Origin of the sequence: Micromonospora sp. NPDC048887, from assembly GCF_040649715.1 — a bacterium.
Taxonomy (GTDB): Bacteria; Actinomycetota; Actinomycetes; order Mycobacteriales; family Micromonosporaceae; genus Micromonospora.
The window spans coordinates 81310-105000 of sequence record NZ_JBEZGA010000005.1 but is presented as its reverse complement, the minus strand read 5'-3'; the positions used below and the strand labels follow the sequence as shown (position 1 = coordinate 105000).

Sequence of the window (23691 nt, the reverse complement as noted above, 5' to 3'; positions counted from 1 at the left end):
CGATGATGAACCGCCGTCGGCGAAGCTGTCAGTGACGCAGAATGTAGGACTACACTTCTTAGAACTGTAGTTATAAGAAGTGTGGTGTCGGTATGCCGCTGCTCGGAAAGCCCGCAGAGATCTTCGACCGGGACGTCGAGTGGGCCGAACTGGCCCGGTTCGTGGCCGACGACCGGCCCGGCGCGACGCTCGGCGTGGTCAGCGGCCGCCGCAGGCAGGGCAAGACCCTGCTGCTGTACCAACTTGCGCAGGCGAGCGACGGCTTCTACTTCGGCGCTACCGAGGCGACGTCGACGGAATCGCTGCGCCGGCTGGGTGAGGCGCTGGGCGCGTACTCCGGGTCACCCGGTCCCGTCCACCTGCCGGACTGGGGTGCTGCGGTCGACGCGCTGCTCGCGCTGGGACGGGAACGCCCCGTCACTGTCGTCCTCGACGAATTCCCGTACCTGGTGCGTGCGGCCCGTGACCTGCCGTCGATCATCCAGCATGCGCTGACGCCCGGCCGTCCGGAGCGGACCGGCTCCCGGGCGCGGTTGTTGTTGTGCGGCTCGGCGCTGTCCTTCATGGGAGGACTGCTCGCCGGATCGGCGCCGCTGCGCGGGCGGGCCGGTCTGGAACTGCCGGTGCAGCCACTGGACTTCCGCGCTGCGGCGGCCTTCTGGCAGATCGACGACCCGCTGCTGGCGGTACGCGTCTTCTCCGTCGTCGGCGGCACCCCCGCGTACCGCCGGGAGTACGTCCAGGACGACACCCCGGCCGGGCCGGACGACTTCGACGCTTGGATCGTGCGGACGGTCCTGAACCCGGCCCGGCCGCTGTTCCGTGAGGCCCGGTACCTGCTGGCCGAGGATCCGGACCTGAGGGACACCGCGTTGTACCACTCGGTTCTCGCCGCCGTCGCGGAAGGGAACGCCAGCCGTGGCGGCATCGCCGGTTACATCGGGCGGAAGGCCACCGACCTCCAGCACCCGCTGACCGTGCTGGAGGACGCCGGACTGCTGGTGCGTGAGCCCGACCCGCTGCGCAGCGGTCGCAGCAGCTACCGGATCACCGAACCGCTGATCACCTTCTACCAGGCAGTGATGCGCCCGGCGTGGACGGCTCTGGAGCAGCGGCGCGGAGCCGACGTCTGGCGTCGTTCACAGCGGCGCTACGCAAGCGCGGTGCTCGGGCCCCGGTTCGAGGAGATCGTGCGGCAGTGGTCGCTGCGCTTCGCCGAACCCGAGCTTCTCGGCGGGCACGTCGCCGAGGTGAGCGCGGCGACGCTGACCGACCCGGACACCCGGACGCGTCACGAACTCGACCTGGTCGCGGTGGGCGAGCCGCCACCGGGCGACGGCCCTCGCCCGTTGTTGGCGATCGGTGAGGTCAAGTGGGGTCGCCGGCTGGGCCGGGCCGACCTCCAGCGGCTGGAGCGGATCCGGGCCCTGCTGGTGCGGCAGCGACCCGGCTTCGACGCGGGCGGAGCGCGGCTGCTGCTGGCGGGCGGCCACGGCTTCGAGGACGACCTCGTCGACGCCGCGGCCGGTCGGGCGGATGTGGTCCTGGTAGACCCGGCACTTCTCTACGGGCGCTGAGCGGGCGTCTCACCCGCCGAACCAGCCGGGGACGTCCAGGCGGAACACGTCGGCGGGGACCATCCGGCGTAGGTCGTCCTCGATGGCGGCGACCCGGTCCGCGCCGAGCGTGGCCGCCCAGCGGTTGCGTAGCTCGTCGAAGACCACCGCCGAGCGGTGCAGCCCGTCGCGGCCCTTCGCGGTCATCCGGACCAGCTTGCGGCGGGCGTCGGCGGGGTCGTCCACGCGTTCCAGGTAGCCGAGGGCGACCAGCCGGTCCACCGTCTTGCCGGCGGCCTGCTTGGAGACGCCGAGGCGCTGGCCGAGGTCGGAGGCGGTGGTCCCGGCCGGGCCGACGGCCTGGAGCACGAAGCCGTGGGCCGGGCGCAGCTCGGGGTGCCCCTGGCGGGCCAGTTCGGCGTGCAGGTCGTCGACGAGCGTACGGAAGCCGGCGAGCAGGAGCAGCGGCAGCGCGAAGCCGGGGCGGTCAGGCGTTGCCATGTTCGACAACCACGTTTACCATTCCGTCAACCACGTTGACCATCTTACGAGAGGGGCACAGTCATGTCCCGCTTCACCGCGTACGAGCCGGACACCGCGCCCGCCGCCGCCCGCCCGGTCATGGCCGGCGTACGCCGCTCACTGGGCCACCTGCCCGCCGCCGTCGGCCTGATGGCCGGCTCGCCCGAACTACTAAAGGGCTTCCTCGCCGCCAACGCCGCGTTCGAGGCCACCGACCTGGACCCGGTCGCCCGGGAGGTGGTCGTGCTCACCGTCGCCACCCGCAACGGCTGCCACCTCTGCGTGGCGATGCACACCGCGACGCTGGTCCGCCACGCCGCCGCGCCGGCGCTGATCGAGGCGCTACGGACCGGCGCGACGGTACCCGACCCCCGGCTGGAGGCGCTGCGCCGCTTCACCGTCGCCGTGCTCGACCACCGGGGCGCGGTCCCCGACGCCGACCTGGACGCGCTGCTCGCCGCCGGGTGGCAGCCACGGCACGCGCTGGACGTGGTGCTCGGCGTCGGCACGTACACGATCTCCACGTTCGCCAACCGGCTCACCGAGGCGCCGCTCGACCCGCCGCTGGCCGCGTACGCCTGGACGTCCGCCGCCTGAGGCCCTACGCCATGTGATCCGACAGCTGATGTGTGGCACAACTCCGCCACGTGATGCGCAACGTCGGTCGGCCCGTCGGCACTGAGCCGCGCGGCGCCGGTCAGCCCCGCAGGAACGGCAGCAGCAGCGCGGTGAGCTTCGCCGGCTGCTCCTCGAACAGCCAGTGGCCGCAGTCCTCCACCACCGCCCCGGTGACCGCGCCGGCATAGCGGCGGACCTGCTCGGCCACCTGCCCGCCCAGGCTGGCCTGCGCGCCGACGGCGAGCACCGGCATCGGCAGCTTCGTGCCCCGGTACGCCGTGTTGTCCGCGACGTCCTGCCCGAACGCCCGGAAATAGCCGAAGCTCGCCCGCAGGTGCGCCTCGTCGCGCAGGTGGCCCGCGTACTCCTCGATGTCGCCCGGGCCCAGGCTGCCCTTGTTGACCATGATGGAGTCGGTGAACCGGTCAACCCAGAGCGCCTCCCGCCCGGCGACGAGCTGCTCGGGCAGGCCGTTGGGGACGTTGAAGAAGCCGAAGTTCCACACCGCCGGGCCGACGGCGGTCAGCGCCGGGATCGCGTAAATGCTCTCGTCGGGGATCGGCGCCTCGCTGAGCACCAGCCGGGTGACCGACTCGGGATGGGCGGCGGCGTAGGCGTACGCGACCATGGTGCCCAGGTCGTGCCCGACCAGCCGGATCTCCTCGGCGAGACCGAGACCGGTCAGCAGCTGGTGCAGGTCGGCGGCGACCGTCTTCTTGTCGTATCCGCCGGGCGGGGCGTCGCTGTCGCCGAAGCCGCGCAGGTCCGGGGCGATCACCTCGTACGACCGGGCCAGCTCCGGCAGCACGTGCCGCCACATGCGCCAGCACTGGGGATAGCCGTGCAGCAGCACCAGGGTCGGCCCCCGGCCACCCCGGACATAGTTGATCTCCACGTCGCCGGCTCTGGCCCGCTGCTCGGTGAAGCCCGTCGGCACCCGCGGTTCGTCCATGCCGCCGACTACCCGGCCGACCTCCGTCCATGCGGCGAAGGTGTTAACAGGGGGCCCCGCCTCCACCGGATGCGTTAACAAGGGGCCCTTCCTTGCATCTCAGGGAGGTGGGGGAGGATGGGGTTATGGCGGCTCGCTTTCCGTACACCGATCTGAAGGACTTCCTCGCGGCGCTGGAGCGTGCGGGCGAGCTGCGGCGGGTGAGCGCGCCGGTCGACCCCACGCTGGAGATCAGCGAGATCGTCACCCGCACCGTCCGGGCCGGCGGGCCCGCGCTGCTGTTCGAGCGCCCCACCCGGGGCGAGATGCCGGTGGCGATCAACCTGTTCGGCACCGAGAAGCGGATGGCGATGGCGCTCGGGGTGGAACACCTCGACGAGATCGGCGCGCGGATCGGCGAGATGCTCAAGCCGGAGCTGCCGCAGGGCTTCTCCGGGATGATGGGCGGCCTCGGCAAGGTCATGCAGCTCAAGTCGATGCCGCCGAAGAAGGTCAAGACCGCCCCCTGTCAGCAGGTCGTCTACCGGGGCGACGACGTCGACCTGAACCGGCTGCCCGGGTTGCAGGTGTGGCCCGGCGACGGCGGCATCTTCCACAACTTCGGGCTGACCCACACCAAGCACCCGGAGACCGGCAAGCGCAACCTCGGGCTCTACCGGCTCCAGCAGCACTCGCACAACACCATCGGCATGCACTGGCAGATCCACAAGAACTCCACGGCGCACCACGCCGTCGCCGAGCGGCTCGGCCAGCGGCTGCCGGTGGCGATCGCGATCGGCGCGGACCCGGTCGTGGCGTACTCGGCCAGCGCGCCGCTGCCGGCCGACATCGACGAGTACCTGTTCGCCGGGTTCCTCGCCGGTGAGCGGGTCGAGATGGTGGACTGCCTGACCGTCCCGCTTCAGGTGCCGGCGCACGCGCAGATCGTGCTGGAGGGCTACATCGAGCCGGGCGAGCGCCTGCCCGAGGGGCCGTTCGGCGACCACACCGGCTTCTACACGCCGGTCGAGCCGTTCCCGGTCATGCACATCGAGTGCATGACCACGCAGCGCGACCCGGTCTACCACTCGATCGTCACGTCCCAGCCGCCGCAGGAGGACCACGGTCTCGGCAAGGCCACCGAGCGGATCTTCGCGCCGCTGCTGCGCTTCCTGATCCCGGACATCGTCGACTACGACCTGCCCGCCGCCGGTGTCTTCCACAACTGCGCGATCGTGTCGATCCGCAAGCGCTACCCGAAGCACGCGCAGAAGGTCATGAACGCGATCTGGGGCGCGCACATGATGTCGCTGACCAAGCTGATCGTGATCGTCGACGAGGACTGCGACGTGCACGACTACAACGAGGTCGCGTTCCGCGCCTTCGGCAACGTCGACTACGCCCGTGACCTGATGCTCACCGAAGGCCCGGTGGACCACCTCGACCACGCCTCGTACCAGCAGTTCTGGGGTGGCAAGGCGGGCATCGACGCCACCCGGAAGCTGCCCGAGGAGGGCTACACCCGGGGCTGGCCGGAGGAGATGCGCATGTCGCCCGAGGTGGTCTCGCTTGTCGACAAGCGCTGGAAGGAATACGGGATCTGATGACGGCGGCAGTACAGGAACGGCCCGGCCGGGTCTCGTCCTTCCTCAAGCTCGTCGCCATCGAGCACTCCGTCTTCGCGCTGCCGTTCGCGTACCTGTCGGCGCTGACCGCCATGCAGCTCAACGGCGGCCGGGTGCGCTGGGGAGACCTGCTGCTGATCACCGTGGCGATGGTCGGCGCGCGGACGTTCGCCATGGCCGCGAACCGGATCCTGGACCGGCGGATCGACGCGCGGAACCCGCGTACGGCGAACCGGGAACTGGTCACCGGCGCGGTGAGCGTGCGGACGGCCTGGACCGGCGCGGCGGTCGCGCTCGTGGTGTTCCTGGCCGCAGCCGCCCTGCTCAACCCGCTCTGCCTGGTGCTCGCGCCGCTCGCCGTGGTGCCGCTGGTGGTCTACCCGTACGGCAAGCGGTTCACCAACTGGCCGCACGCCATCCTCGCGGTGGCGCAGGCGGTCGGCCCGGTCGGCGCCTGGCTGGCGGTCACCGGCACGCTCGACGGCTCCGGTCCGGCGTGGCTGCTCGGTGCGGCGGTGGGCCTGTGGATCGGCGGCTTCGACCTGATCTACGCCTGCCAGGACTCGGAGATCGACCGGGAGATCGGCGTGCACAGCGTCCCCGCCCGGTACGGCCGGCGTTTCGCGCTGCACGCCTCCACAGTCGCGCACGTGGTGACGTTCGCGCTGTTCATCTGGTTCGGCGCCTGGGTCGGCTTCGGCTGGCTGTGGTGGATCGGGCTGGCGCTGACCGCTGTCGCCTTCGCCTACCAGCACATGGTGGTCAGCCCCACCGACCTGAGCAAGGTCAACCGGGCGTTCTTCACCGCGAACGGCTTCGTCGGCATCGCGTTGTTCGTCCTCGCGCTGCTCGACCTGGTGATCCGGCTCGGCCTGCGGCCGTAAACCCGGACCGGCTCACGGCGTCGCGCCGACCGGGTAGCGGGCGCTCTCCAGCGTCCAGTCGACGGTGCCGCGCACGGCGGCGGCCAGGCCGTCGAGGTGGACGGCGACGGCCTGGTCGAGCGTCGGCCCGAACGACGGCGCCGCCGCCAGGAGCGCGGCGAATCGCCCCATCTCGGCCCGCCAGTGCCCGGCCACCAGGTCGACCGCCGCCGGCACCGGCAGGCCCCGCTCGGCGGCCATCGCCAGCACCAGGTTGTGACCGCCGCCGGTGGCCCGGTCGCGTTCCAGCGAGGCGATGTCGTTGAACCAGGACAGCAGGTCGTTCGCGAGGTCGGCGAGCCGGCGCAGCGCCGGATGGTGGTAGACCGCGTCGGGCAGCGGACGCCCGGACGCGAACTCGATCAGCGGGTACGAGACGTACGCCGCCGACGTGGCCCGGCGCAGCCGCACGTACTCGGCGACGCCCGGTGGACGGCCGGACGTGGTGGCGGTGGCCTCCCGGTGCACCCCGTCGAGGTGGTCGGCGACCGCGTCGGCGAAACGCAGCCGCCACCGGGCCGGCATCCGGCGGCGCGGCTCCCGCCACGCCTGCACCAGCAGACGCCGCAGCGGGCCGGAGAAGCCCGGGTGGCGGGCGCGCGGACCCTCGCGCAGCAACGCGAGCGCGCCGTCGCGCAACGCGCGGATCTGCGCCGGGGTCAGCCCGTCCCGCCCGTCGCAGGCGTCGTCGACCAGGAAGAACCAGGTGAACAGCGCGGTGAGCACCCGCAGGTCGGGCTCGGTGGCGTCCGGGTACAGGCGGCCCGCGTACCGGGCGAAGCCGGCCCGCGCCAGCCGTCGCCGGGTGTCCGGGTCAGCCGGCAGGCCGAGCCGGTCGACGTGCTCCACCAGCCAGCCCTGCACCCGGTCGGCGTACGGGGAGATGCGGGGTGCGACGGGGCAGTCGGAGCGCAGCGCCCGCAGCACCGCCCCCGTCATCACCGGCCCCTCCGTGGAAGTCGATCGCCGATCGAAGACTTTCATGCCGTGGGATGTCGCGTGAACCCGCTGGACATCCCGGGCGGGCCGACCGAACGGGGGTCCCCGCCCGGCGTCCGCCGCGACCAGGCACGCTTGAGGGCATGCGCGAACCATGGGTGGTGGGTGTCTCCGGAGCCTCGGGCACGCCGTACGCGGCGGCTGTCGTCCGGGCACTGCTCGACGCCGGCCAGGCGGTGGACCTGATCGTCTCCCGGGCGGCCCGGCTGACGGTGCTGGACGAGACCGGCCGGCCGTTCCGGGACGGGCACTGGGCCGAGGACCTGGCCGCCTGGCTCGACCGCGACCTCACCGGCGCGGACCTGCGGCACTGGCCCGCCGGTGACCTGGCCGCCGGCCCGAGCAGCGGCTCCTACCGGGTACGCGGCATGGCGGTGGTGCCCGCCAGCACCGCCGCGTGCGCCGGCATCGCGATCGGGCTGTCGAAGGATCTGCTCCAGCGCGCCGCCGAGGTGAACCTCAAGGAGCGCCGCCCGGTCGTCGTGGTGCCCCGGGAGACGCCGGTGACCCGCAGTCACCTGGAACACCTCATCGCGCTGCACGACGCCGGCGCGGTGGTGCTGCCGGCCAGCCCGGGCTTCTACGGCGCCGGCGCGTCGGCGTCCGCCGGGCAACTCGTGGACTTCGTGGCCGGGAAGGTGCTCGACGCGCTCGGCGTGGAGCACACGCTGTTCCGGCGGTGGTCCGGCGAGGTGGCCGCCGGGCGCCGGGAGGCCGCCGCGGACTGACCGGCCCGGCGTGCGGGGGCGCGGCCCTCGGCCGGACCGCGCCCCGTACGTTCAGTACATGCCGGCGTTCGCCGGTCCGGGGCCGGTGGAAGCGGTCTGGCCCATGTTGCGGGCCTTGCCCATGTCCTCCGCCTCGTCCAGCATGCCCTCCCCCTCGAGCAGGGCCCGCACCTCGGATTCCCGAAACCGGCGGTGCCCTCCTGGAGTCCGGATACTGCCGATCCGGCCGGCCGCTGCCCATCTGGTCACGGTCTTCGGGTCCACCCGAAACAGCGCAGCGACCTCACCCGGTGTCAGCAGGCGATCTCCAGTGTCCACAGCCCCCTCCTCGCGTCGACGAAGCCCCCGGCTGAACACACTGCCCCCGGCCGGTGCGAGCCCAGAGCCGTCATGAGGGACGTATGGCAATTACAGCACCGGCTACCGGGCGTGTCCGTCAAACGCGAAAAACGCACACACTGGGAAGTTCGGAAATGGTACCGGCGGAGAACCCCCTGATCGTACGTTTGTGAAGGGCCGGGCCGCGGGTACCGACCGCGTTCGGTAGCCGTCGAGCGGATAGGGTCACTCTCCGTGGACACGATCGACCTGAGCCTCGTGGAGTTGCTGCGGGGCAACGCCCGTCTGTCGTACGCCGAGCTGGCCCGTCAGGTCGGCCTCTCCGCCCCGGCCGTGCACGAGCGGGTCGGCAAGCTGGAGTCCAGCGGGGTGATCCGGGCGTACCGGGCCGAGGTCGAGCCGGAGTCGATCGGGCTCGGCGTCACCGCGCTGATCGGCATCATCGAGGACTCCGACGCGGACACCGACGATGTGCTGGAGTCGTTCCGCCGCATTCCTGAGATCGAGTCCTGCTACTTCATGGCCGGCGTCGAGTCCTTCCTGCTCAAGGCGCGAGTCGGCACGATCGCCGAGCTGGAGCAGCTGATCGTCCGGCTGAACCGGACGGCCGGTGTGGCGTCCACCCGTACCAGCATCGCGCTGTCGACCAAGTGGGAGAACCGCCCGCAGCCGCTGGAACCCCCCACCGCCTGACGCCTCTGGCCTCCGCGCGGGGGTTGCGGTTACCGTGCGCCGATGACGAGCTCGGGACGCGGTGCGGCGGTGGTCACAGGCGCGGCCGGCGGGCTGGGGCGGGCGATCGCCGCCGCCCTGCACGCCGACGGGTGGAACGTGCTGCTCACCGACGTCGACGCGGGTGCCGTGGCGGAAGCCGCCGCACCGCTGGGTGGCTGGTCGCGCGCCCTCGACGTACGCGACGAATCCGCCTGCGCGGACGTCGCCGCCGAGGCGGCGGCCGCGCCCGGCGGCCTCGGGCTCTGGGTGAACAACGCGGGCATCCTGGTCACCGGCCCGTCCTGGGCGCACGACGCCCCGACCCGGCGCGCGGTCGTCGAGGTGAACGCGCTCGGCGCGATGAACGGCACGCTCGCCGCCGTCGCGGTGATGCGCGAGCAGGGCCGCGGCCACGTGCTCAACGTCGTCTCGCTGGCCGGGCTGATCGCCGCGCCGGGCGAGACGGTGTACGCGGCCAGCAAGCACGCCCTGCTCGCGTTCAGCCTCGGCACGCAGAGCGACCTGCGGATGGCCGGCGTCGGGGGCGTACACGTGTCGTGCCTGTGCCCGGACGGGATCTGGACGCCGATGCTGCACGACAAGCTGGACGACCCGGGAGCGCTGGCGTCCTTCACCGGCTCGCTGCTCACGCCGGAGCGGGTGGCCGCGCGGGCCGTGCGGCTGGCCCGGCGGCCCCGCCCGGTGGTCAGCCTGCCGCGCTGGCGTGGCGCCCAGGTACGGCTCCTGGACGCCTTCCCCCGGCTAGCGCTGGCCCTCACACCGGTGATCCGGGCCGCCGGGCGGGCCGGCCAGCGGCGGCAGACCCGCCGGGTCCAGGCAAACGCGAGGTCACCTCGCTTGTAACGTTGCCGTCGTGACTCACTTCGACCGGTGCGACGAGGCCAGCCGGCGCTGGGTGACCGAGGCGATCGCCGCGGTCGAGGCGGACGCCAACCGCTCCGCCGACACCCACCTGCTGCCCTTCCCGCTGCCCCGCGAGTGGGGGATCGACCTCTACCTCAAGGACGAGTCGGTGCACCCCACCGGCTCGCTGAAGCACCGGCTGGCCCGCTCGCTGTTCCTCTACGGCCTCTGCAACGGCTGGATCGGCCCGGACACCACGATCGTCGAGGCGTCGTCCGGCTCGACTGCCGTCTCCGAGGCGTACTTCGCCCGGATGCTCGGGCTGCCGTTCATCGCGGTCATGCCCGCCTCCACGTCGCCGGAGAAGATCGCCCAGATCGAGTTCCAGGGCGGGCGCTGCCACCTGGTCGGGGACCCGTCGAAGGTGGTGGTGGAGGCGCGCTGGCTCGCCGAGGACAGCGGCGGCCGGTTCATGGACCAGTTCACCTATGCCGAGCGGGCCACCGACTGGCGGGGCAACAACAACATCGCCGAGTCGATCTACGCGCAGCTCGCGCTGGAACGGCACCCGGTGCCCGCCTGGATCGTGGTCGGGGCCGGCACCGGCGGCACCAGCGCCACCATCGGCCGCTACGCCCGCTATCGCCGGCTGCCCACCAAGCTCTGCGTGGTGGACCCGGAGAACTCCGCGTTCTACCCCGCCTGGCAGGCCGGCGACTGGTCGGTCTCCACCGACCGGGGCTCCCGGATCGAGGGCATCGGGCGGCCCACCGTCGAGGCGTCCTTCCTGCCCGGCGTGGTGGACCGGATGGTGCAGGTGCCGGACGCCGCGTCGCTGGCCGCGATGCGGGCCGGCTCGGCCGTGCTCGGCCGCCGGGTCGGCGGTTCCACCGGCACCAACCTGTGGGGCGCGTTCGGGCTGATCGCGCAGATGCGCGCCGCCGGGCGTACCGGGTCGGTGGTCACGTTGATCTGCGACCCGGGCGACCGGTACGGCGACACCTACTACTCCGACGAGTGGGTGGCCGCGCAGGGCCTCGACCTCGCCCCGCACCTCGCCACCATCGACCGGTTCCTGACCGAGGGCGCCTGGCCGGCCTGAACCGGGCGGTCAGCGCGGGTCGACCCGCTCGGCCAGCCCCGGATAGCGCACCACGAAACCGTCCGGATCGACCTCCAGGTCGGCGGTGAACGTGCCGCTGGCGTACCGAACCCGGCCCGGACCCAGCGAGGTGTAGACCTGCTCGGCGGGCACCACTGCCAGGCCGGGCAGCAACACCCAGGCCACGTTCACGGCCGTCGCCAGGTCGGCGGGCAGCCGCCCCAGCCCGATCCGGCGGATCGGCAGCGTGTTCGTCAGCGGCGAGCCGCCCAGGTCCACGTCGAGCGCCTCGGCCAGCCGGCCCGGATCGTCGGTACCCGGCAGGCCCGCCGGTGGGTGACCCGCCGCGCTCAGCGCCGCGTCCAGGTCACCCTCCTCGCCGGTACGCACGCGCCACCCGTCCCCGCCCCGCTCCAGGCGTACGCTCCGCGACCAGCCGGCGCCCTCGGCCTCGACCTCCAGCCGGTTCGTCGCCCAGTCCGGCCCGACGGCCAGCCGGTAGCGGCACGTGTACGGGATCGGATCCACGGCGAGCGCCACACCCTGCGCGGTCAGCCCCTGACCGTCGTCGAGCACGACGTGCTCGGAACCGGCGGTGTCGGTCCGGGCCCAGAAGAGCGACTTCGGCATGGTCCGGACGTTACGCGACCCGGCCGTCGGCGGCAGCGGATGCGCGAACGCCGCCGCGAGCCGGGGCGTTACCGACTACCCCTGCTCGTCGCCCTCGGTGGGGCGGGGCGGCCGGTTGTGGCGGGCCCACTCGTCGACCTCATCGGCGTCCCAGACGTTCATGCCGATCAGTCGGGCGAGCGGCTCAGGGAACCCGGGGCGGCGGGTGATCTGGAGAACCCGCTGACGCGACACGCCGAACAGGGCGGCCAGCTCGCCGGGCCCGTACAGGCGTGGTCGTCTCACCCGACGAAGGAGGCGCGAGACGTACGGATCATGCCTCGTCGGACTACTCGTCGTCGTCCGCCGGCCGGGGCGGCCGGTGGTCCCGGATGTACCGCTCCACGTCCCGCTTCAGCCAGACCGCGCCGACCGACAGCTCTTGATACGGCGCGGGGAATGCGGGATGCCGCCGGATCTCGCGGAATCTCGATCTGCCCACGCCGAGCATCTTCAAGATCTCACCGGCCGCGACGAGTTCGCCCGGTCCCGTCTCCTTGGTCACGACTTCGAAGGTAGGAGCGGGCTGACCCGCCTATGCTGACGCGAACAAATGATCACGCCTACGTGGGCCCGTCAATGTTGACAGGGGCGACGAGGGGGCGATCTGATGGATCAGGCCCCCCGCCCGGTGGCGAGTTCGCGGCGGACGGGGGTGCCACCTGGAAGCCGACCCACGGCAGGAGGCCCCGAGTGACCCAGCGCCACGCTCCGCTGAAACCCCTTTGGGTCTGCACGGCAGACCTGCTCAACTGGCCGTGCGAAAACGCAAAGGTCGAGTTGGTCGCTGACTACAGGCACGACCGGTGTAACCTCGCCGTCGATCTGGCTGCCCTCATGCGGCAGGCGACCGATGACCTGGCAAGGCTCTACTCCGAGCCGCCGGATCCCGCCGAGATGCATATCCGATTCATGGGCTGGCTGCGGTCGGTGCGCAATGTCTGACCCGATCGGCACCGCTCTGCTGTTGTCCGCCGTCATCGCCCAGGCGTTCGGCTGCTGGGTGGCCTGGTCGTGGGGCCGGTCCGCTCGGCGCAGCCTCCGGCAGACCATCGACAAGACCATCCCGATACCGCCGCCCGACTGGCAGCCTCGGCATCGCCTGTCGATGTTGAACGAGCCGACCCGGCGTTATCCCGTCCTCGCACCGCGCAGCTAGAACGCCACCGTGCCCTTGACCCGCAGAACGCACAGCCGCCGCCGAGCGGGTGCTCGGCGGCGGCGTCGTGGGTGCGCTCAGATCAGTGGGTACGTGCCGGCGGGCGCCCGCCGAAGCCGCGCCGGTCGTCCCGGCCCCGCCCCTCGGCCCGGAAACCGCCGCTCCGGCGCTCGGCCGGACGCGCGTCGCCCCGGTCAGCGAAACGCCGCTCGGCGTGCGGGCGGTCCTCCTGGCGACGGTCACCGAAGCCGCGCGAGCCGCCCGGCCGGTCGTCGTATCGCCGCTCGTCGCGGTCGTACCCGCGCCCGGTCGCCGGCCGGTGCCGGTCCCCGAACGGGCGGTCGGCGCGCTCGCCGAAACGGCTGTCGTCGCCGCGCTGGCCGCCGAAGCGGTCGCTGCGCTGGCCACGGTCGTCGGACCGCTGCTCGCCGAAGCTCCGGCCGTCGGACCGCCGGTCGCCGAAGCGCTCACCCCGGTCGCCGAAGCTCCGGTCGTCGCGACGCTCCGGCCGCCCGAAGCGGCGCTCGCCGCCGCCGGACCGCTCGCCCGAGTAGCGCTCGCCCGCCGGACGGTCGCCGAACCGGCGGTCGTCGCCACGGTCCGCGAACCGGTCACCGGACCGCTCGCCCGTGGGCCGGTCGCCGTAACGGCGCTCGCCCCGGCCGTCGCGGTCGCCGAACCGGCGCTCGCCACGGTCGGCGAAGCCGCCCCGGCTACCCCGGTCGAAGCCCCGGCCGTCGCGGTCGCCGAAGCGACGCGGGCCGCCGCCGCGTCGCGGCTCCGGCTCGTCCCGCACCGGTACGCCGCTGGGCTCGCGCGCGCCGGTCAGCTCGGCCAGCGCCTCGTCGCCCGCCCGGACCCGGGTCTCGGCCGGCTCGACGCCCGCCTTCTCCATCATGGCCAGCGTGGTGCGGCGCTGCTTGGGCAGCACGAGCGTCGCCACCGCGCCGGACTCGCCGGCCCGAGCCGTACGGCCGGCCCGGTGCAGGTAGTCCTTGGGGTCCTTCGGCGGGTCCACGTGCAGCACCAGCGAGACGCCGTCGACGTGGATGCCCCGGGCCGCCACGTCGGTCGCGACCAGCACGGGCGTCCGGCCCTCGCGGAACTCGGCGAGCGTCTTGGTGCGCATGCGCTGGGTCTTGCCGCCGTGCAGCCCACCGGCCCGCACACCGACGGCCGCGAGCTGCTCGACCAGCCGGTCCACGCCGAGCTGCGTACGGGCGAACAGCATGGTGCGGCCCTCACGGGCGGCGATGGACGCGGCGACCGCGAACTTGTCGTGCGGCGGGATCAGCAGCAGGTGGTGATCCATGGTGGACACGGCGGCGGTGGCTGGTGCGGTCGAGTGGGTGACCGGGTCGGTCATGAACCGCTTGACGAGCGTGTCGACGTCGTTGTCCAGAGTGGCCGAGAACAGCAGCCGCTGCGCGTCCGCCGGAGTCTTCGCCAGCAGTCGGGTGACCTCGGGCAGGAAGCCCATGTCCGCCATCTGGTCGGCCTCGTCCAGCACGGTGATCTCGACGTCGTCGAGGCGGCACACGCCGCGCTCGATCAGGTCGCCGAGCCGTCCGGGGGTGGCCACGACGATCTCCACGCCACGGCGCAGCGCGTCGATCTGCCGGTCGTACGGCACACCGCCGACGGCGGTCTTCAGGAACACGCCCACCGCCTTGCCGAGCGGCATCAGGGCGTCGTTCACCTGCATGGCGAGTTCCCGGGTGGGGACCAGGACCAGGGCGCGCGGGTGCAGCGGCCGGGCCCGGTTGCGGTCGGCGAGCCGGGAGATCACCGGCAGGCCGAAGGCGAGCGTCTTACCGGAGCCGGTCTGGCCCCGGCCGAGGACGTCGCGGCCCGCGAGCGAGTCGGGCAGCGTGGCCCGCTGGATCTCGAACGGGGTGGTGATGCCCTGCCGGGTGAGCACCTCGACGACCTGCCGGGGCAGGCCGAGGGAGGCGAAGTCGATGTTCTCCGGGGTCGGGTCGACGGACGGGGACGTGCTGGGTTCAGCGAACGTGGTCAAGAAATACCTCTCGAGCGGGGCGCATCTTCGCGATGGCCCGCCGCGGCCTGTCACGCCGCCGAATCGCCCGCAAGATCGCCCATGGGCGCGCAGTCGGGGCGCGCCGGGTCAGTGATCGCAGACAAGTGTACGGCGAATCGCCCACTCCGCCACGACAGTGCGAGGCGGTAGTGGGCGGGCTCACCCCTGTCACTCGATGAGCATGGTCCCGGTCAGGCCGCTCAACGCGTCGTTGGCCAGGACGACCACGAGCAGGCTGATCCCGATGAGCATGGCCAGCGCGACGGCCAACACGATGATCACCTTGGTGTTGCCGCCCCGGGCGGCCGGGCTGTCCTCGGACCAGCCCTGGGCCAGGATGTGCCCGGTCAGGGAACCGGAGTTCTCCAGCGGGTTGCCCTGCGGGAAGGACACGGTGGCGAATCCCGGGCCGTCCGTCCCGCCGTACGCGGCGGTGGCGAGGTCCGGGCCGGCGGGCTGCGGGCGTACCGGACGGGTCGTGTCGGCGTCGCGGGCGGGCACGGCCGGCGGCGGCCAGGTCGGCAGCGCCGGGGCCGGCACCACGGGCGGTGGGTCCGGCACGGGTGCGGCGGCCCACGACGGCTGCGCGGCGCCTGACGTGCCGGGCGTGACCGGTGGCGCGACGAGCGGGGCCGGCGCGGCCGGCGGACCTGGTACGGCGGCCCGCGCGGGCGGGAACGCCGGTGCGGCCGGCGGGACGGGGAACAGCGGCGCGGGCAGCGGGTCCGGAGCGTCGCTCCTCGCCGGTGGTGGCGGGAACGGCGGCGCGGGCAGCGGGTCCGGAGCGCCGGTCATCGCCGGTGGTGGCGGGAACGGCGGCGCGGGCATCGGTCCCGGCGGGGCCGGTGGCGGGGGTACCGCCGGACCCGGCGGCGGCACCGGCGGCCCGGGCACCGGCGGCACCGGCCCGGGTGGGGCCGGCGCCGGCGGGGTGGGCGCGGGCGGTGGGGGCAGAGGCGGCGTGGGCCGGAGCGGAGGTTCCGGCTCGGGGACCGGCGGCGACGGCGGCGTCGGACCCGGCACCGGGGTCGGCGCCGGCTCGGGCTCCGGGCCGTTCGGCGTCGGAGGCTGCGCGGGCTCCGGTGGCTGGACCGGCTCCGGCGGTTCCGGGTTCACCGGCCCGGCCCGGTAGACGGTGGCGGCGGCGGGCGGGGCGGCCCCCACCGAGGCGGCGACCTCCTCGGCCGAGACGCGGCTCAGGCCGGGCACGGATGCGCTGGCCCGGGCGGGTGCGCCTGGCTCAGCTGCCGAGGACGCGCCACCGAGCGGGGCCGGGCGGTCGGCGGCGGCCGGCGCCGTCTCGGCGGATTCGGCGGGCGAGGTCGCGGAGCCGTGGTGCGGTCCCGAGCCGGTTCCGTCGGCGGCGTCCGCCTGCCGGGCCGGTGCGTTGTCAGGGCCTGCCGGGTCCACGGCGTCGGCGGGTGCCGCGACGTCCCCTGCGGCCGCGTCCGTGGCGGCGGGCGGCGCGGGTGCCGACGGCCTGGGTGCGGGCGGTGCGGGCGGAGCGGGCGCGGGCACACGTGCGGAACCGGAGACGCGGGGTGCGGGGATGGCCGCCGGAGCGCCGCCGGTCGTGCCCGGGGAGGCGTCGCCGTCCGGCTCGGCCGGTGTGGCGACGGGCCCGGGCGCCACGCCAGCCGAGCCGGACGGCACGGTGACCGGCTGGGGCGTCGCCTGACGTTCGGCCACGGAGAAGGCGGACCAACTGGACGGCGGCACTGTGGCGCCGGGCAGGCGCCGGTCCAGCGGCGGTGGGGTGTCCGCCGGGCTGCCCGCCCGATAGGTGGTGGGGCCGGCCTGCGGTAGCGGCTGCTCGGCACCGGCGGGCGGCGCTACGGCCGCGCCGGCGACCGATACCCGCGCCCGCGCGGGTGCCACCGGCCCCGCGAGGGCCGACCCGTCGTCGTCGCCGGTCGGGTCGGCGGGGTCGGGCGTCGGTCCCGGGTGGACCTTCGCCGCCGGAACGTCCTGCTCGCCCATCTCGCCCTCCGCACCCACGCTCGCCTCCGGCCGTGGCGCCGACCGGAAGTGCCTGGATCTCACCGTGCCATATTCCGGCCCGGGAACACAGCCGGAGCGGCGGTCGGGTCAGTCGGCGCTGCTGCTCGGGCTGGCCGAGCCGCTGCCGGACGTGCTGCTCGACGGGGCGACGCTGCTGCTGCTCGGTGCGGCACTGCTGGTGTCCGGCTCGGCGCTCGCGCTCTGGCTGGGCTCCGGCTCCGCCGACTGGCTGGGCGGCGGCGTGGTGGGCGCCGGGCTGGACGTCGTCGGCTTCGGCGTGGGCGTGGTCGGCTTCGGAGTGGTGGGCGTCGGCTTGGGCGTGGTCGACGGCTTCGGCGTGCTGGGCGTCGGCTTGGGCGTGGTCGACGGCTTCGGGGTGGCCGGCGTGGTCGGCGTCGTCGGCACGGTCGGCGGCGGTACGGGGGTGGCCGGGGCGGGTACCGCTCCGATCACCCGGGTCGCGGCGTAGAGCCGGGACCAGCGGACCACCGAGATCTTGACCACGTCACCCGTTCGTGGCGCCTCGACCATCTTGCCGTTGCCGATGTACATGGCGACGTGGTGGACGCTCGTCCAGCTGCTGCTCGACGCGAAGAACAGCAGGTCGCCGGGGAGCAGGGCGTTCGGCGAGACGGTACGGGAACGGGTGGCGAAGTACTGGTCCTTGGCGACGCGGGGCAGACCCCGGTAGCCCGCGGACTGGTAGGAGGCGAGCATCAGGCCGGAGCAGTCGAACCGGTCCGGGCCCTCGGCGGCCCACAGGTAGGGGTCACCGAGCTGGGCGAGGGCGTAGCGCACGGCGGCCAGCGCCTTCGGGTCCGCCACCAGGCCGTCGATGCTCTGGTCGACCACGTACGAGGTGCCGAGCCGCTGCTCGGCGGCGTCCGCCAGGCGCTCGATCTCCAGCAGCTTCGCCGCGTTCTCCTTGCGCAGCGCGACGAGCGCGGTCTCCTGCTTGCGCAGGTCGGCCCCGGCACGGGTGAACGCCGCCGCCTTCTCGGTGGCCCGGCGCCGCGCCGAGTCGTGTGCCTCCCGCGCGACCCGCTCGGCGCTCGTGGCGCGGAGGAGTTCGCCGGTCACCGACGTGGTGGCGCCCTCGGCCTTGTCGCCCCGGGTGATGCGCTGAAGGTTGGCGAAGTCACGCAGGCTGGCGCCGAACTCGCCGGGCGGCAGAGCCGCGTCCGCCTTGACCGCGTCGGCGGCGGCGCTCTTGGCGTTCTCCTGGGCGCGGGTGAGCGCGTCCCGGGCCTCCTTGAGCCGGGCGGCGGCCTGGGTCAGCTCGGTCTGTGCGGCGTCCCGCTCGGTCTTGATCCGGAGCAGTTCCTCGCCGAGCAGCGTGACCCGGGCGTCGAGCTGGTTGATCTGCGCGATCAGCGGGCCGTCGCCCGGGTTGGCGACGCCTGTGGTGCCGGGCAGGCCCGCCGCGCCGCCGGGAGTGGTGACGCCGGGCAGGCCCGGGACGGTGCCCGGCAGACCCGGGACGGTGCCTGGCACGCCAGGAACGGTGCCTGGTACGCCGCGAACGGCGCCGGACGAGCCGGGCAGTTGCAGGGGGCCGGTGACCTGGGGCCGGGAGCCGGTGTCGGGCACGGCGTCGGGCAGCGGGTCGGCCCATGCCGGTGTGGCGAGCGCCGCGGCCGCCACCGCACCCAGGAGGGCGGACCAGAGCGCCGGGCGCAGGATCGGTGAGATCACCGGCTGCCGTGCTCGTCGCCGTCGGGCCTTGGTGCTGTGAGCCATTCCGCTCCCCGTCCGGTCTGGGGTCCGTCACGCGTGGTTGGGGCGTGTCGGGACAGGACGGCCCTGGTGTGTGTTCCGCCCCACCCTGTCTTACCTCACGGTTGCGACGATGTCGATGTGCGGAGCGTGACGGCCGGTGAACCGGCGCACCACGTCGGCGGGCGGTCGGACCCGCGACGTAGGCTCGATCGGGAACCCAGGTGGAAGGACGTGGCCAACGGATGGACGCCGGACTCAAGCGCGAACTCGAGGCGAAGGTGTACGCGGGGGAGCGGCTGACCCGCGAGGACGGCATCGCCCTCTACGCCAGCGACGACCTGACCTGGCTGGGCCGGCTGGCCCACCACAGGCGTACCGAGCTCAACGGCGACCGGGTGATGTTCAACGTCAACCGGCACCTGAACCTGACGAACGTCTGCTCGGCGTCGTGCGCGTACTGCTCGTTCCAGCGCAAGCCGGGCGAGAAGGACGCCTACACGATGCGTATCGACGAGGCGGTCCGCAAGGCCAAGGAGATGGAGGACGAGCAGCTCACCGAGCTGCACATCGTCAACGGCCTGCACCCGACGCTGCCCTGGCGCTACTACCCGAAGGTGCTGCGCGAGCTGAAGGCCGCGCTGCCGAACGTCAAGCTCAAGGCGTTCACCGCGACCGAGGTGCAGTGGTTCGAGAAGATCAGCGGGCTCACCGCCGACGCGATCCTCGACGAGCTGATGGACGCCGGCCTGGAGTCGCTCACCGGCGGCGGCGCGGAGATCTTCGACTGGGAGATCCGCCAGCACATCGTCGACCACAACTGCCACTGGGAGGACTGGTCGCGCATCCACCGGCTGGCCCACTCGAAGGGCATGAAGACGCCGTCGACCATGCTCTACGGCCACATCGAGGAGCCCCGGCACCGGGTCGACCACGTGCTGCGGCTGCGTGAGCTGCAGGACGAGACCGGCGGCTTCCAGGTCTTCATCCCGCTGCGCTACCAGCACGACTTCGTCGACTCGGCGGACGGGAAGATCCGTAACCGGATCCAGGCCCGGACCACGATGGCCTCGCCGGCCGAGTCGCTCAAGACGTTCGCGGTGTCCCGGCTGCTGTTCGACAACGTGCCGCACGTCAAGTGCTTCTGGGTCATGCACGGCCTGTCGGTGGCGCAGCTCTCGCTGAACTTCGGCGTCGACGACCTGGACGGCTCGGTCGTCGAATACAAGATCACGCACGACGCCGACTCGTACGGCACCCCCAACACCATGCACCGCGACGACCTGCTGCACATGATCTGGGACGCGGGCTTCCGTCCGGTCGAGCGAAACACCCGCTACGAGATCGTCCGCGAGTACGACGCGCCCCCGTCCGCGGCGGAGCGCCGGTCCGAGCCGCAGCAGGTCTGGGCCTGACCTGGCGATGAGCGGCGAGGAACAGCAGCGCGCCTTCCCCCGGCGTGACGCCGAGGGGCGCATCCTGACCCTTGGTGACCTGCTCGGTGTGACCCTGGCGGGGCTGGTCATCGGGGTGCTGGCGCTGCTGGTCTTCGAGTTCGCGTTCGCCACGGTGGGCGACAGCGGATTCGGGGGCACGAACGGCTGGCTGGCGGTGATCCTGCCGCTCTGGCTGTTCTGGGACGAGTTCCGGGCCTGGGAGTTCGGCGCCGCCCGGGTGGTGGCCGCGCTGGTCGGCATCGCGCTCGGCGTAGTCGCCGGTCTGCTCGCCGCCGGGCTGGCCTCGGGGCTGCCCGCGTTGTTCACCGGAGCGTTGGCCGCGGCGGTGTTCACCGTGGTCTACGCCACCGTCTGGTTTCATGGCGTGCACTGGCTGGCCCGGCGTACGGGCTGAGGCACGAAGAGAGTGGGAATGCGGGAATGAGCGCGGCGCTCAAGTACACGCTGGGCCGGATCGGGCTGTTCGTCGTCGTACTGGCGGCCCTCTGGTTCGTCGACATGAACATGTTCCTGCGGCTGATGCTGGCGCTGATCTTCTCCGCCACGCTGTCGTTCTTCCTGCTCAAGGGCGTGCGGGACGAGATGGCCGGGGAGATGGCGGAGGCGGCGGAGCGGCGTCGCGTGGAGAAGGAGCGGCTGCGCTCCGCGCTGGCCGGTGAGGACCAGGCCGAGCCGGACGGCGAGCGCCGCGACAGCTGAGCGGACGGGCGAAGGGCCCGGCGGACGATGTCACGCCGGGCCCTTCGCCGTTCACCAGCCGGTCGAGCCGGTCGAGCCGGTCGAGCGGTTCACCAGTTGGTCGAGCCCGAGACGACCGGCCACGGCCGGTCGGCCGGCTTGATCAGGTACGCGATGCCGCCGGAGCCGGAGGCCACTGTGCCGTTGGCCCGGTAGCGCTTGGTGCGCAGCCAGATCTGCTCGAACTGCTCCCGCTTGTAGACGTTGCGGACCGCGTCGTTCGACGAGGACGCCGGGTCGTTGACGATCACGTCGCCCTCGGCGGTGAAACCGACGATCACGAACAGGTGCCCGGAGGTGCCGTAGTTGGCCCCGTCCAGCTCGCTGGCGAGGAACGACTGCGAGGTCACCACCGGGATGCCCGCCTTGATGAAGCGTTCCGCCTCGTCCAGCGAGTGCAGCCGGGTGACCCGCGCCTCCAGGCCGGGGAAGCTCGCCGCGTACGCGGTGTTGAACGGCCAGTTGCCGGCGCCGGAGTACTCGTAGTCGTAGGTCATCCGGGCGGCGTGGTCGACTGTCGGGTCGGCGTAGGAGGGGTCGACCCAGGAGGTGTCCTCGGCCGAGGGCTTGCGGCCCCAGTACTCGACCACCATCTCGGTCGAGGTGGGGGAGCACCACGCCTCACCGCCGCCGTCGTACTCCGGGTACTCGCCGATGTGGATGTTCTGCGAGTAGCGCGGCACGGCCAGCTCGGTGCCCCAGGCGATGCCGCCCCGGCTCGGGGTGACGGTGAACCGGTCCGGCACGTTCGACGCCATCGCGCCGAGCATCCGGACCTGCGGCGCGGCGGCCTGGCCGGGCGCGCGGTAGAGGGTCAGCCGCAACTGGTACGAGCGCAGCAGCACCCCGGCGTCGGCGTCGTCGATCGAGAACGTGTCGGTCCAGATGCTCGACCACGGGTCGCCCTGCCCGTCCAGCGTGGAGCGCTTGATGTCCTGGTCGCCGGAGGCCCAGCGGCCCATGACGTACCACGGGGTCTGTGCCCCGGTGTTGTACGTGCCGTGCAGCTCGACCTGGATCCAGGTGCCGGCCGGGGTGGCGGCGTTCCACGACGCGACCATCTCGCTGGCGTCGAAGCCGATCCGCCGCTCGGGCGAGGTCCAGGTGGCGTACTCCCAGGTGCGGGTGGCGCCGGTGTGCTCGTCGGTGAACTCGGTGGTCCCCGCCGGGCGGTCGATGGTCAGCGCCGGGTGGCGGCCCGGTACGGCGCGGGTGCCCTGGTGGGTGCCGCTACGCCAGTCGGGGAAGCGGGAGAACTCCTGAAAAGTGATCTGTTCGTCGTGCGTGACGCCCGGCCGCGGGGCTTGTGCCTGGACCGGTGCGCTGGTGCCGAGGAGGGTGAGCGCGGTGAGCCCGGCGAGGGCGGCCGCGCGCATGGGTCTTCCGAACATGGCAGCTCCACAGGGAGACGGCATCGTTGCCGTTCACTGTCGCGCTTGGCGGGAAGTTTCGCCAGATGTTCAGGCATAGAAAATCATTGCCGAAGTGAGGATCAGGTCGGGATGGGTAAAGATAGAGACGAATATTGATATGACCATGTGTCTCCTGGTGGAGTGTGCGGACAACGGGATCTCCCGTACCCCCAGGAGGTTGTCAATGGCCTTCCGCGCCTCTCCGCTCCGCCGCCGGCTGGCGCTCGCCGCCGCCGTCGGCCTGACCATCGTCGCCGCGGCCGCAGCCCCCGCTGTCGCCCGCCCCGCGCCGGAAGGCTCCGGTGAGCCGACCAGCGTCGCCTACCGGGTGCTCGGCCCACGCACCGCTGCCGACCGCACCGCCGTCGCCTCCACCGGGGCCGCGATCGACTACTCCGAGCACGGCGTGCTGCACGTCACGGCGACCAAGGCCGAGGCCAACGCGATCACCCGGCTCGGATTCCGGCTCGAGAAGGACGTCGCGCCGGCACCCGCCGACGGGGGCATGACCGCCAACGCGTTCCCGCCCGCCGACTCGAACTACCACGACTACGCCGAGCTGACCGCCGTGGTGAACAAGGTGGTCGCCGACCACCCGACGATCGCCCGGAAGCTGAGCATCGGCACGTCGTACCAGGGCCGGGACCTGATGGCGGTGAAGATCTCCGACAACGTCGCCACCGACGAGGCCGAGCCGGAGATCCTGTTCAACGCCCAGCAGCACGCCCGCGAGCACCTGACCGTCGAGATGGCGATCTACCTGCTCAACCTCTTCACCGACAACTACGGCAGCGACTCCCGGATCACCAGCATCGTCAACTCCCGGGAGATCTGGATCGTCCCCACCGTCAACCCGGACGGCAGCGAGTACGACATCGCCACCGGCTCCTACCGGTCCTGGCGCAAGAACCGGCAGCCCAACAGCGGGTCGACTGCCGTCGGCACGGACCTGAACCGCAACTGGGGCTACCAGTGGGGCTGCTGCGGCGGCTCGTCCAGCACGAAGTCGTCGGACACCTACCGGGGCCCCTCCGCCTTCTCCGCACCGGAGACCGCGGCGCTGCGCAACTTCGTCAACAGCCGGGTCGTCGGCGGGGTGCAGCAGATCAAGGCCAACATCGACTTCCACACCTACTCGCAGCTGGTGCTCTGGCCGTACGGCTACACGTACAACAACACCGCCACCGGCATGAACACCGACCAGTACAACACCTTCGCCACCATCGGGCGGCAGATGGCGGCGACGAACAACTACACCCCGGAACAGTCGAGCGACCTCTACATCGCCGACGGCACCAGCATCGACTGGATGTGGGGTGCCCACAAGATCTGGGCGTACACCTTCGAGATGTACCCCGGCTCGGCCTCCGGCGGCGGCTTCTACCCGCCGGACGAGGTGATCCCGGCGCAGACCTCACGCAACCGGGAAGCCGTGCTGCTGCTGTCCGAGTACGCGGACTGCCCGTACCGGGCGATCGGCAAGCAGAGCCAGTACTGCTGACCTCACCACCGGGCGGGAACCCCGGTTCCACCCCCGCCGGGGTTCCCGCTCACCCCCTCCCGTCCCGACGATCTCC

The 23691-nt window shown here is 72.7% G+C and carries 24 protein-coding genes and 1 pseudogene; 14 read left to right on the top strand and 11 right to left on the bottom strand.

From position 1 onward, the window contains the following. The first annotated feature begins 92 nt into the window (after positions 1–92). Positions 93–1577 (top strand): ATP-binding protein, encoded by a 1485-nt coding sequence (locus tag AB0C17_RS10255; protein ID WP_357468245.1) that lies wholly within the window; start codon positions 93–95, stop codon positions 1575–1577. A 9-nt stretch (positions 1578–1586) separates the two neighbouring features. Here the strand turns inward: AB0C17_RS10255 and AB0C17_RS10250 are convergent, their stop codons facing one another. Continuing rightward, positions 1587–2057: a MarR family winged helix-turn-helix transcriptional regulator gene (locus AB0C17_RS10250; protein ID WP_357468242.1), complete on the bottom strand. Its 471-nt coding sequence runs from the start codon at positions 2055–2057 to the stop codon at positions 1587–1589. A 63-nt stretch (positions 2058–2120) separates the two neighbouring features. Between AB0C17_RS10250 and AB0C17_RS10245 the strand changes: the two genes are divergently transcribed. Next, on the top strand, positions 2121–2675 hold the full coding sequence (locus tag AB0C17_RS10245) for a carboxymuconolactone decarboxylase family protein (RefSeq protein ID WP_357478017.1): 555 nt from the start codon (positions 2121–2123) through the stop codon (positions 2673–2675). Between the two features lie 100 nt (positions 2676–2775). On the opposite strand, the gene AB0C17_RS10240 is transcribed toward AB0C17_RS10245, so the two are convergent. Continuing rightward, the gene (locus tag AB0C17_RS10240; protein WP_357478015.1) at positions 2776–3648 is read right to left on the bottom strand and encodes an alpha/beta hydrolase; all 873 of its coding nucleotides are present in this window, start codon (positions 3646–3648) and stop codon (positions 2776–2778) included. Between the two features lie 125 nt (positions 3649–3773). Here AB0C17_RS10240 and AB0C17_RS10235 point away from each other — a divergent pair, with 125 nt between their 5' ends. Then, positions 3774–5231 carry a menaquinone biosynthesis decarboxylase gene (locus AB0C17_RS10235; RefSeq protein ID WP_357386827.1) on the top strand — a complete coding sequence of 486 codons (1458 nt, stop codon included), beginning with the start codon at positions 3774–3776 and terminating at the stop codon, positions 5229–5231. After that, positions 5231–6136 (top strand): menaquinone biosynthesis prenyltransferase MqnP, encoded by a 906-nt coding sequence (gene mqnP / locus AB0C17_RS10230; RefSeq protein ID WP_357468236.1) that lies wholly within the window; start codon positions 5231–5233, stop codon positions 6134–6136. Before AB0C17_RS10235 ends, mqnP begins: the two co-directional genes overlap by 1 nt. A gap of 12 nt (positions 6137–6148) precedes the next feature. On the opposite strand, the gene AB0C17_RS10225 is transcribed toward mqnP, so the two are convergent. Next, the gene (locus AB0C17_RS10225) at positions 6149–7114 is read right to left on the bottom strand and encodes a terpene synthase (RefSeq protein WP_357386831.1); all 966 of its coding nucleotides are present in this window, start codon (positions 7112–7114) and stop codon (positions 6149–6151) included. Positions 7115–7257: 143 nt separating this feature from the next. Between AB0C17_RS10225 and AB0C17_RS10220 the strand changes: the two genes are divergently transcribed. Beyond that, positions 7258–7902 carry a UbiX family flavin prenyltransferase gene (locus tag AB0C17_RS10220; protein WP_357386833.1) on the top strand — a complete coding sequence of 215 codons (645 nt, stop codon included), beginning with the start codon at positions 7258–7260 and terminating at the stop codon, positions 7900–7902. Positions 7903–7953: 51 nt separating this feature from the next. On the opposite strand, the gene AB0C17_RS10215 is transcribed toward AB0C17_RS10220, so the two are convergent. Beyond that, a complete protein-coding gene (locus AB0C17_RS10215) occupies positions 7954–8220 on the bottom strand; it encodes a BldC family transcriptional regulator (RefSeq protein WP_357386835.1) in 267 nt (88 codons plus the stop codon). A 255-nt stretch (positions 8221–8475) separates the two neighbouring features. On the opposite strand from AB0C17_RS10215, the gene AB0C17_RS10210 reads away from it, so the two are divergent. From AB0C17_RS10210 to AB0C17_RS10200, 3 genes are read left to right on the top strand one after another with little or no spacing between them, the layout of a single operon-like run. Further along, the gene (locus tag AB0C17_RS10210; protein ID WP_018787850.1) at positions 8476–8934 is read left to right on the top strand and encodes an Lrp/AsnC family transcriptional regulator; all 459 of its coding nucleotides are present in this window, start codon (positions 8476–8478) and stop codon (positions 8932–8934) included. A gap of 42 nt (positions 8935–8976) precedes the next feature. After that, positions 8977–9819, top strand: a complete 843-nt coding sequence (locus AB0C17_RS10205; protein ID WP_357386837.1) for an SDR family oxidoreductase — start codon at positions 8977–8979, stop codon at positions 9817–9819. A gap of 10 nt (positions 9820–9829) precedes the next feature. Next, positions 9830–10921, top strand: a complete 1092-nt coding sequence (locus AB0C17_RS10200; protein ID WP_357478012.1) for a PLP-dependent cysteine synthase family protein — start codon at positions 9830–9832, stop codon at positions 10919–10921. A gap of 9 nt (positions 10922–10930) precedes the next feature. Here AB0C17_RS10200 and AB0C17_RS10195 read toward each other — a convergent pair whose 3' ends face one another. From AB0C17_RS10195 to AB0C17_RS10185, 3 genes are all read right to left on the bottom strand, one after another. Continuing rightward, on the bottom strand, positions 10931–11551 hold the full coding sequence (locus AB0C17_RS10195; RefSeq protein WP_357478009.1) for a putative glycolipid-binding domain-containing protein: 621 nt from the start codon (positions 11549–11551) through the stop codon (positions 10931–10933). Between the two features lie 75 nt (positions 11552–11626). Continuing rightward, on the bottom strand, positions 11627–11836 hold the full coding sequence (locus tag AB0C17_RS10190; RefSeq protein WP_041798756.1) for a DNA-binding protein: 210 nt from the start codon (positions 11834–11836) through the stop codon (positions 11627–11629). A 43-nt stretch (positions 11837–11879) separates the two neighbouring features. Beyond that, positions 11880–12095, bottom strand: coding sequence for a hypothetical protein (locus AB0C17_RS10185; protein ID WP_282289669.1), 216 nt, complete (start codon positions 12093–12095; stop codon positions 11880–11882). A gap of 188 nt (positions 12096–12283) precedes the next feature. Between AB0C17_RS10185 and AB0C17_RS10180 the strand changes: the two genes are divergently transcribed. Both AB0C17_RS10180 and AB0C17_RS10175 read left to right on the top strand, forming a co-directional pair. Then, the gene (locus AB0C17_RS10180) at positions 12284–12535 is read left to right on the top strand and encodes a flavin reductase (RefSeq protein WP_357478004.1); all 252 of its coding nucleotides are present in this window, start codon (positions 12284–12286) and stop codon (positions 12533–12535) included. Continuing rightward, positions 12528–12749 carry a hypothetical protein gene (locus AB0C17_RS10175; protein ID WP_357478002.1) on the top strand — a complete coding sequence of 74 codons (222 nt, stop codon included), beginning with the start codon at positions 12528–12530 and terminating at the stop codon, positions 12747–12749. Before AB0C17_RS10180 ends, AB0C17_RS10175 begins: the two co-directional genes overlap by 8 nt. Before the next feature lie 82 nt (positions 12750–12831). On the opposite strand, the gene AB0C17_RS10170 is transcribed toward AB0C17_RS10175, so the two are convergent. The 3 genes from AB0C17_RS10170 to AB0C17_RS10160 form a co-directional block, all read right to left on the bottom strand. Next, positions 12832–14769 (bottom strand): DEAD/DEAH box helicase, encoded by a 1938-nt coding sequence (locus AB0C17_RS10170; RefSeq protein WP_357477999.1) that lies wholly within the window; start codon positions 14767–14769, stop codon positions 12832–12834. A gap of 189 nt (positions 14770–14958) precedes the next feature. Continuing rightward, positions 14959–16833, bottom strand: coding sequence for a hypothetical protein (locus AB0C17_RS10165; protein ID WP_357477995.1), 1875 nt, complete (start codon positions 16831–16833; stop codon positions 14959–14961). 45 nt (positions 16834–16878) lie between these two features. Further along, positions 16879–18531 carry an NlpC/P60 family protein gene (locus AB0C17_RS10160; protein ID WP_357386849.1) on the bottom strand — a complete coding sequence of 551 codons (1653 nt, stop codon included), beginning with the start codon at positions 18529–18531 and terminating at the stop codon, positions 16879–16881. Positions 18532–18752: 221 nt separating this feature from the next. Here AB0C17_RS10160 and mqnE point away from each other — a divergent pair, with 221 nt between their 5' ends. From mqnE to AB0C17_RS10145, 3 genes are read left to right on the top strand one after another with little or no spacing between them, the layout of a single operon-like run. Next, positions 18753–19922: an aminofutalosine synthase MqnE gene (mqnE, locus tag AB0C17_RS10155; RefSeq protein WP_357386851.1), complete on the top strand. Its 1170-nt coding sequence runs from the start codon at positions 18753–18755 to the stop codon at positions 19920–19922. A gap of 7 nt (positions 19923–19929) precedes the next feature. Beyond that, a complete protein-coding gene (locus AB0C17_RS10150) occupies positions 19930–20358 on the top strand; it encodes a hypothetical protein (RefSeq protein WP_357386853.1) in 429 nt (142 codons plus the stop codon). Between the two features lie 26 nt (positions 20359–20384). Continuing rightward, positions 20385–20663, top strand: a complete 279-nt coding sequence (locus tag AB0C17_RS10145; protein WP_357386855.1) for a DUF4229 domain-containing protein — start codon at positions 20385–20387, stop codon at positions 20661–20663. Positions 20664–20752: 89 nt separating this feature from the next. Here AB0C17_RS10145 and AB0C17_RS10140 read toward each other — a convergent pair whose 3' ends face one another. Then, entirely contained in the window at positions 20753–22093 is a 1341-nt protein-coding gene (locus AB0C17_RS10140; protein ID WP_357474236.1) for a C39 family peptidase, read from the bottom strand. Between the two features lie 205 nt (positions 22094–22298). Between AB0C17_RS10140 and AB0C17_RS10135 the strand changes: the two are divergent. Then, positions 22299–23612: pseudogene (locus AB0C17_RS10135) on the top strand (M14 family metallopeptidase); the annotation flags it as partial. Between the last annotated feature and the right edge of the window lie 79 nt (positions 23613–23691).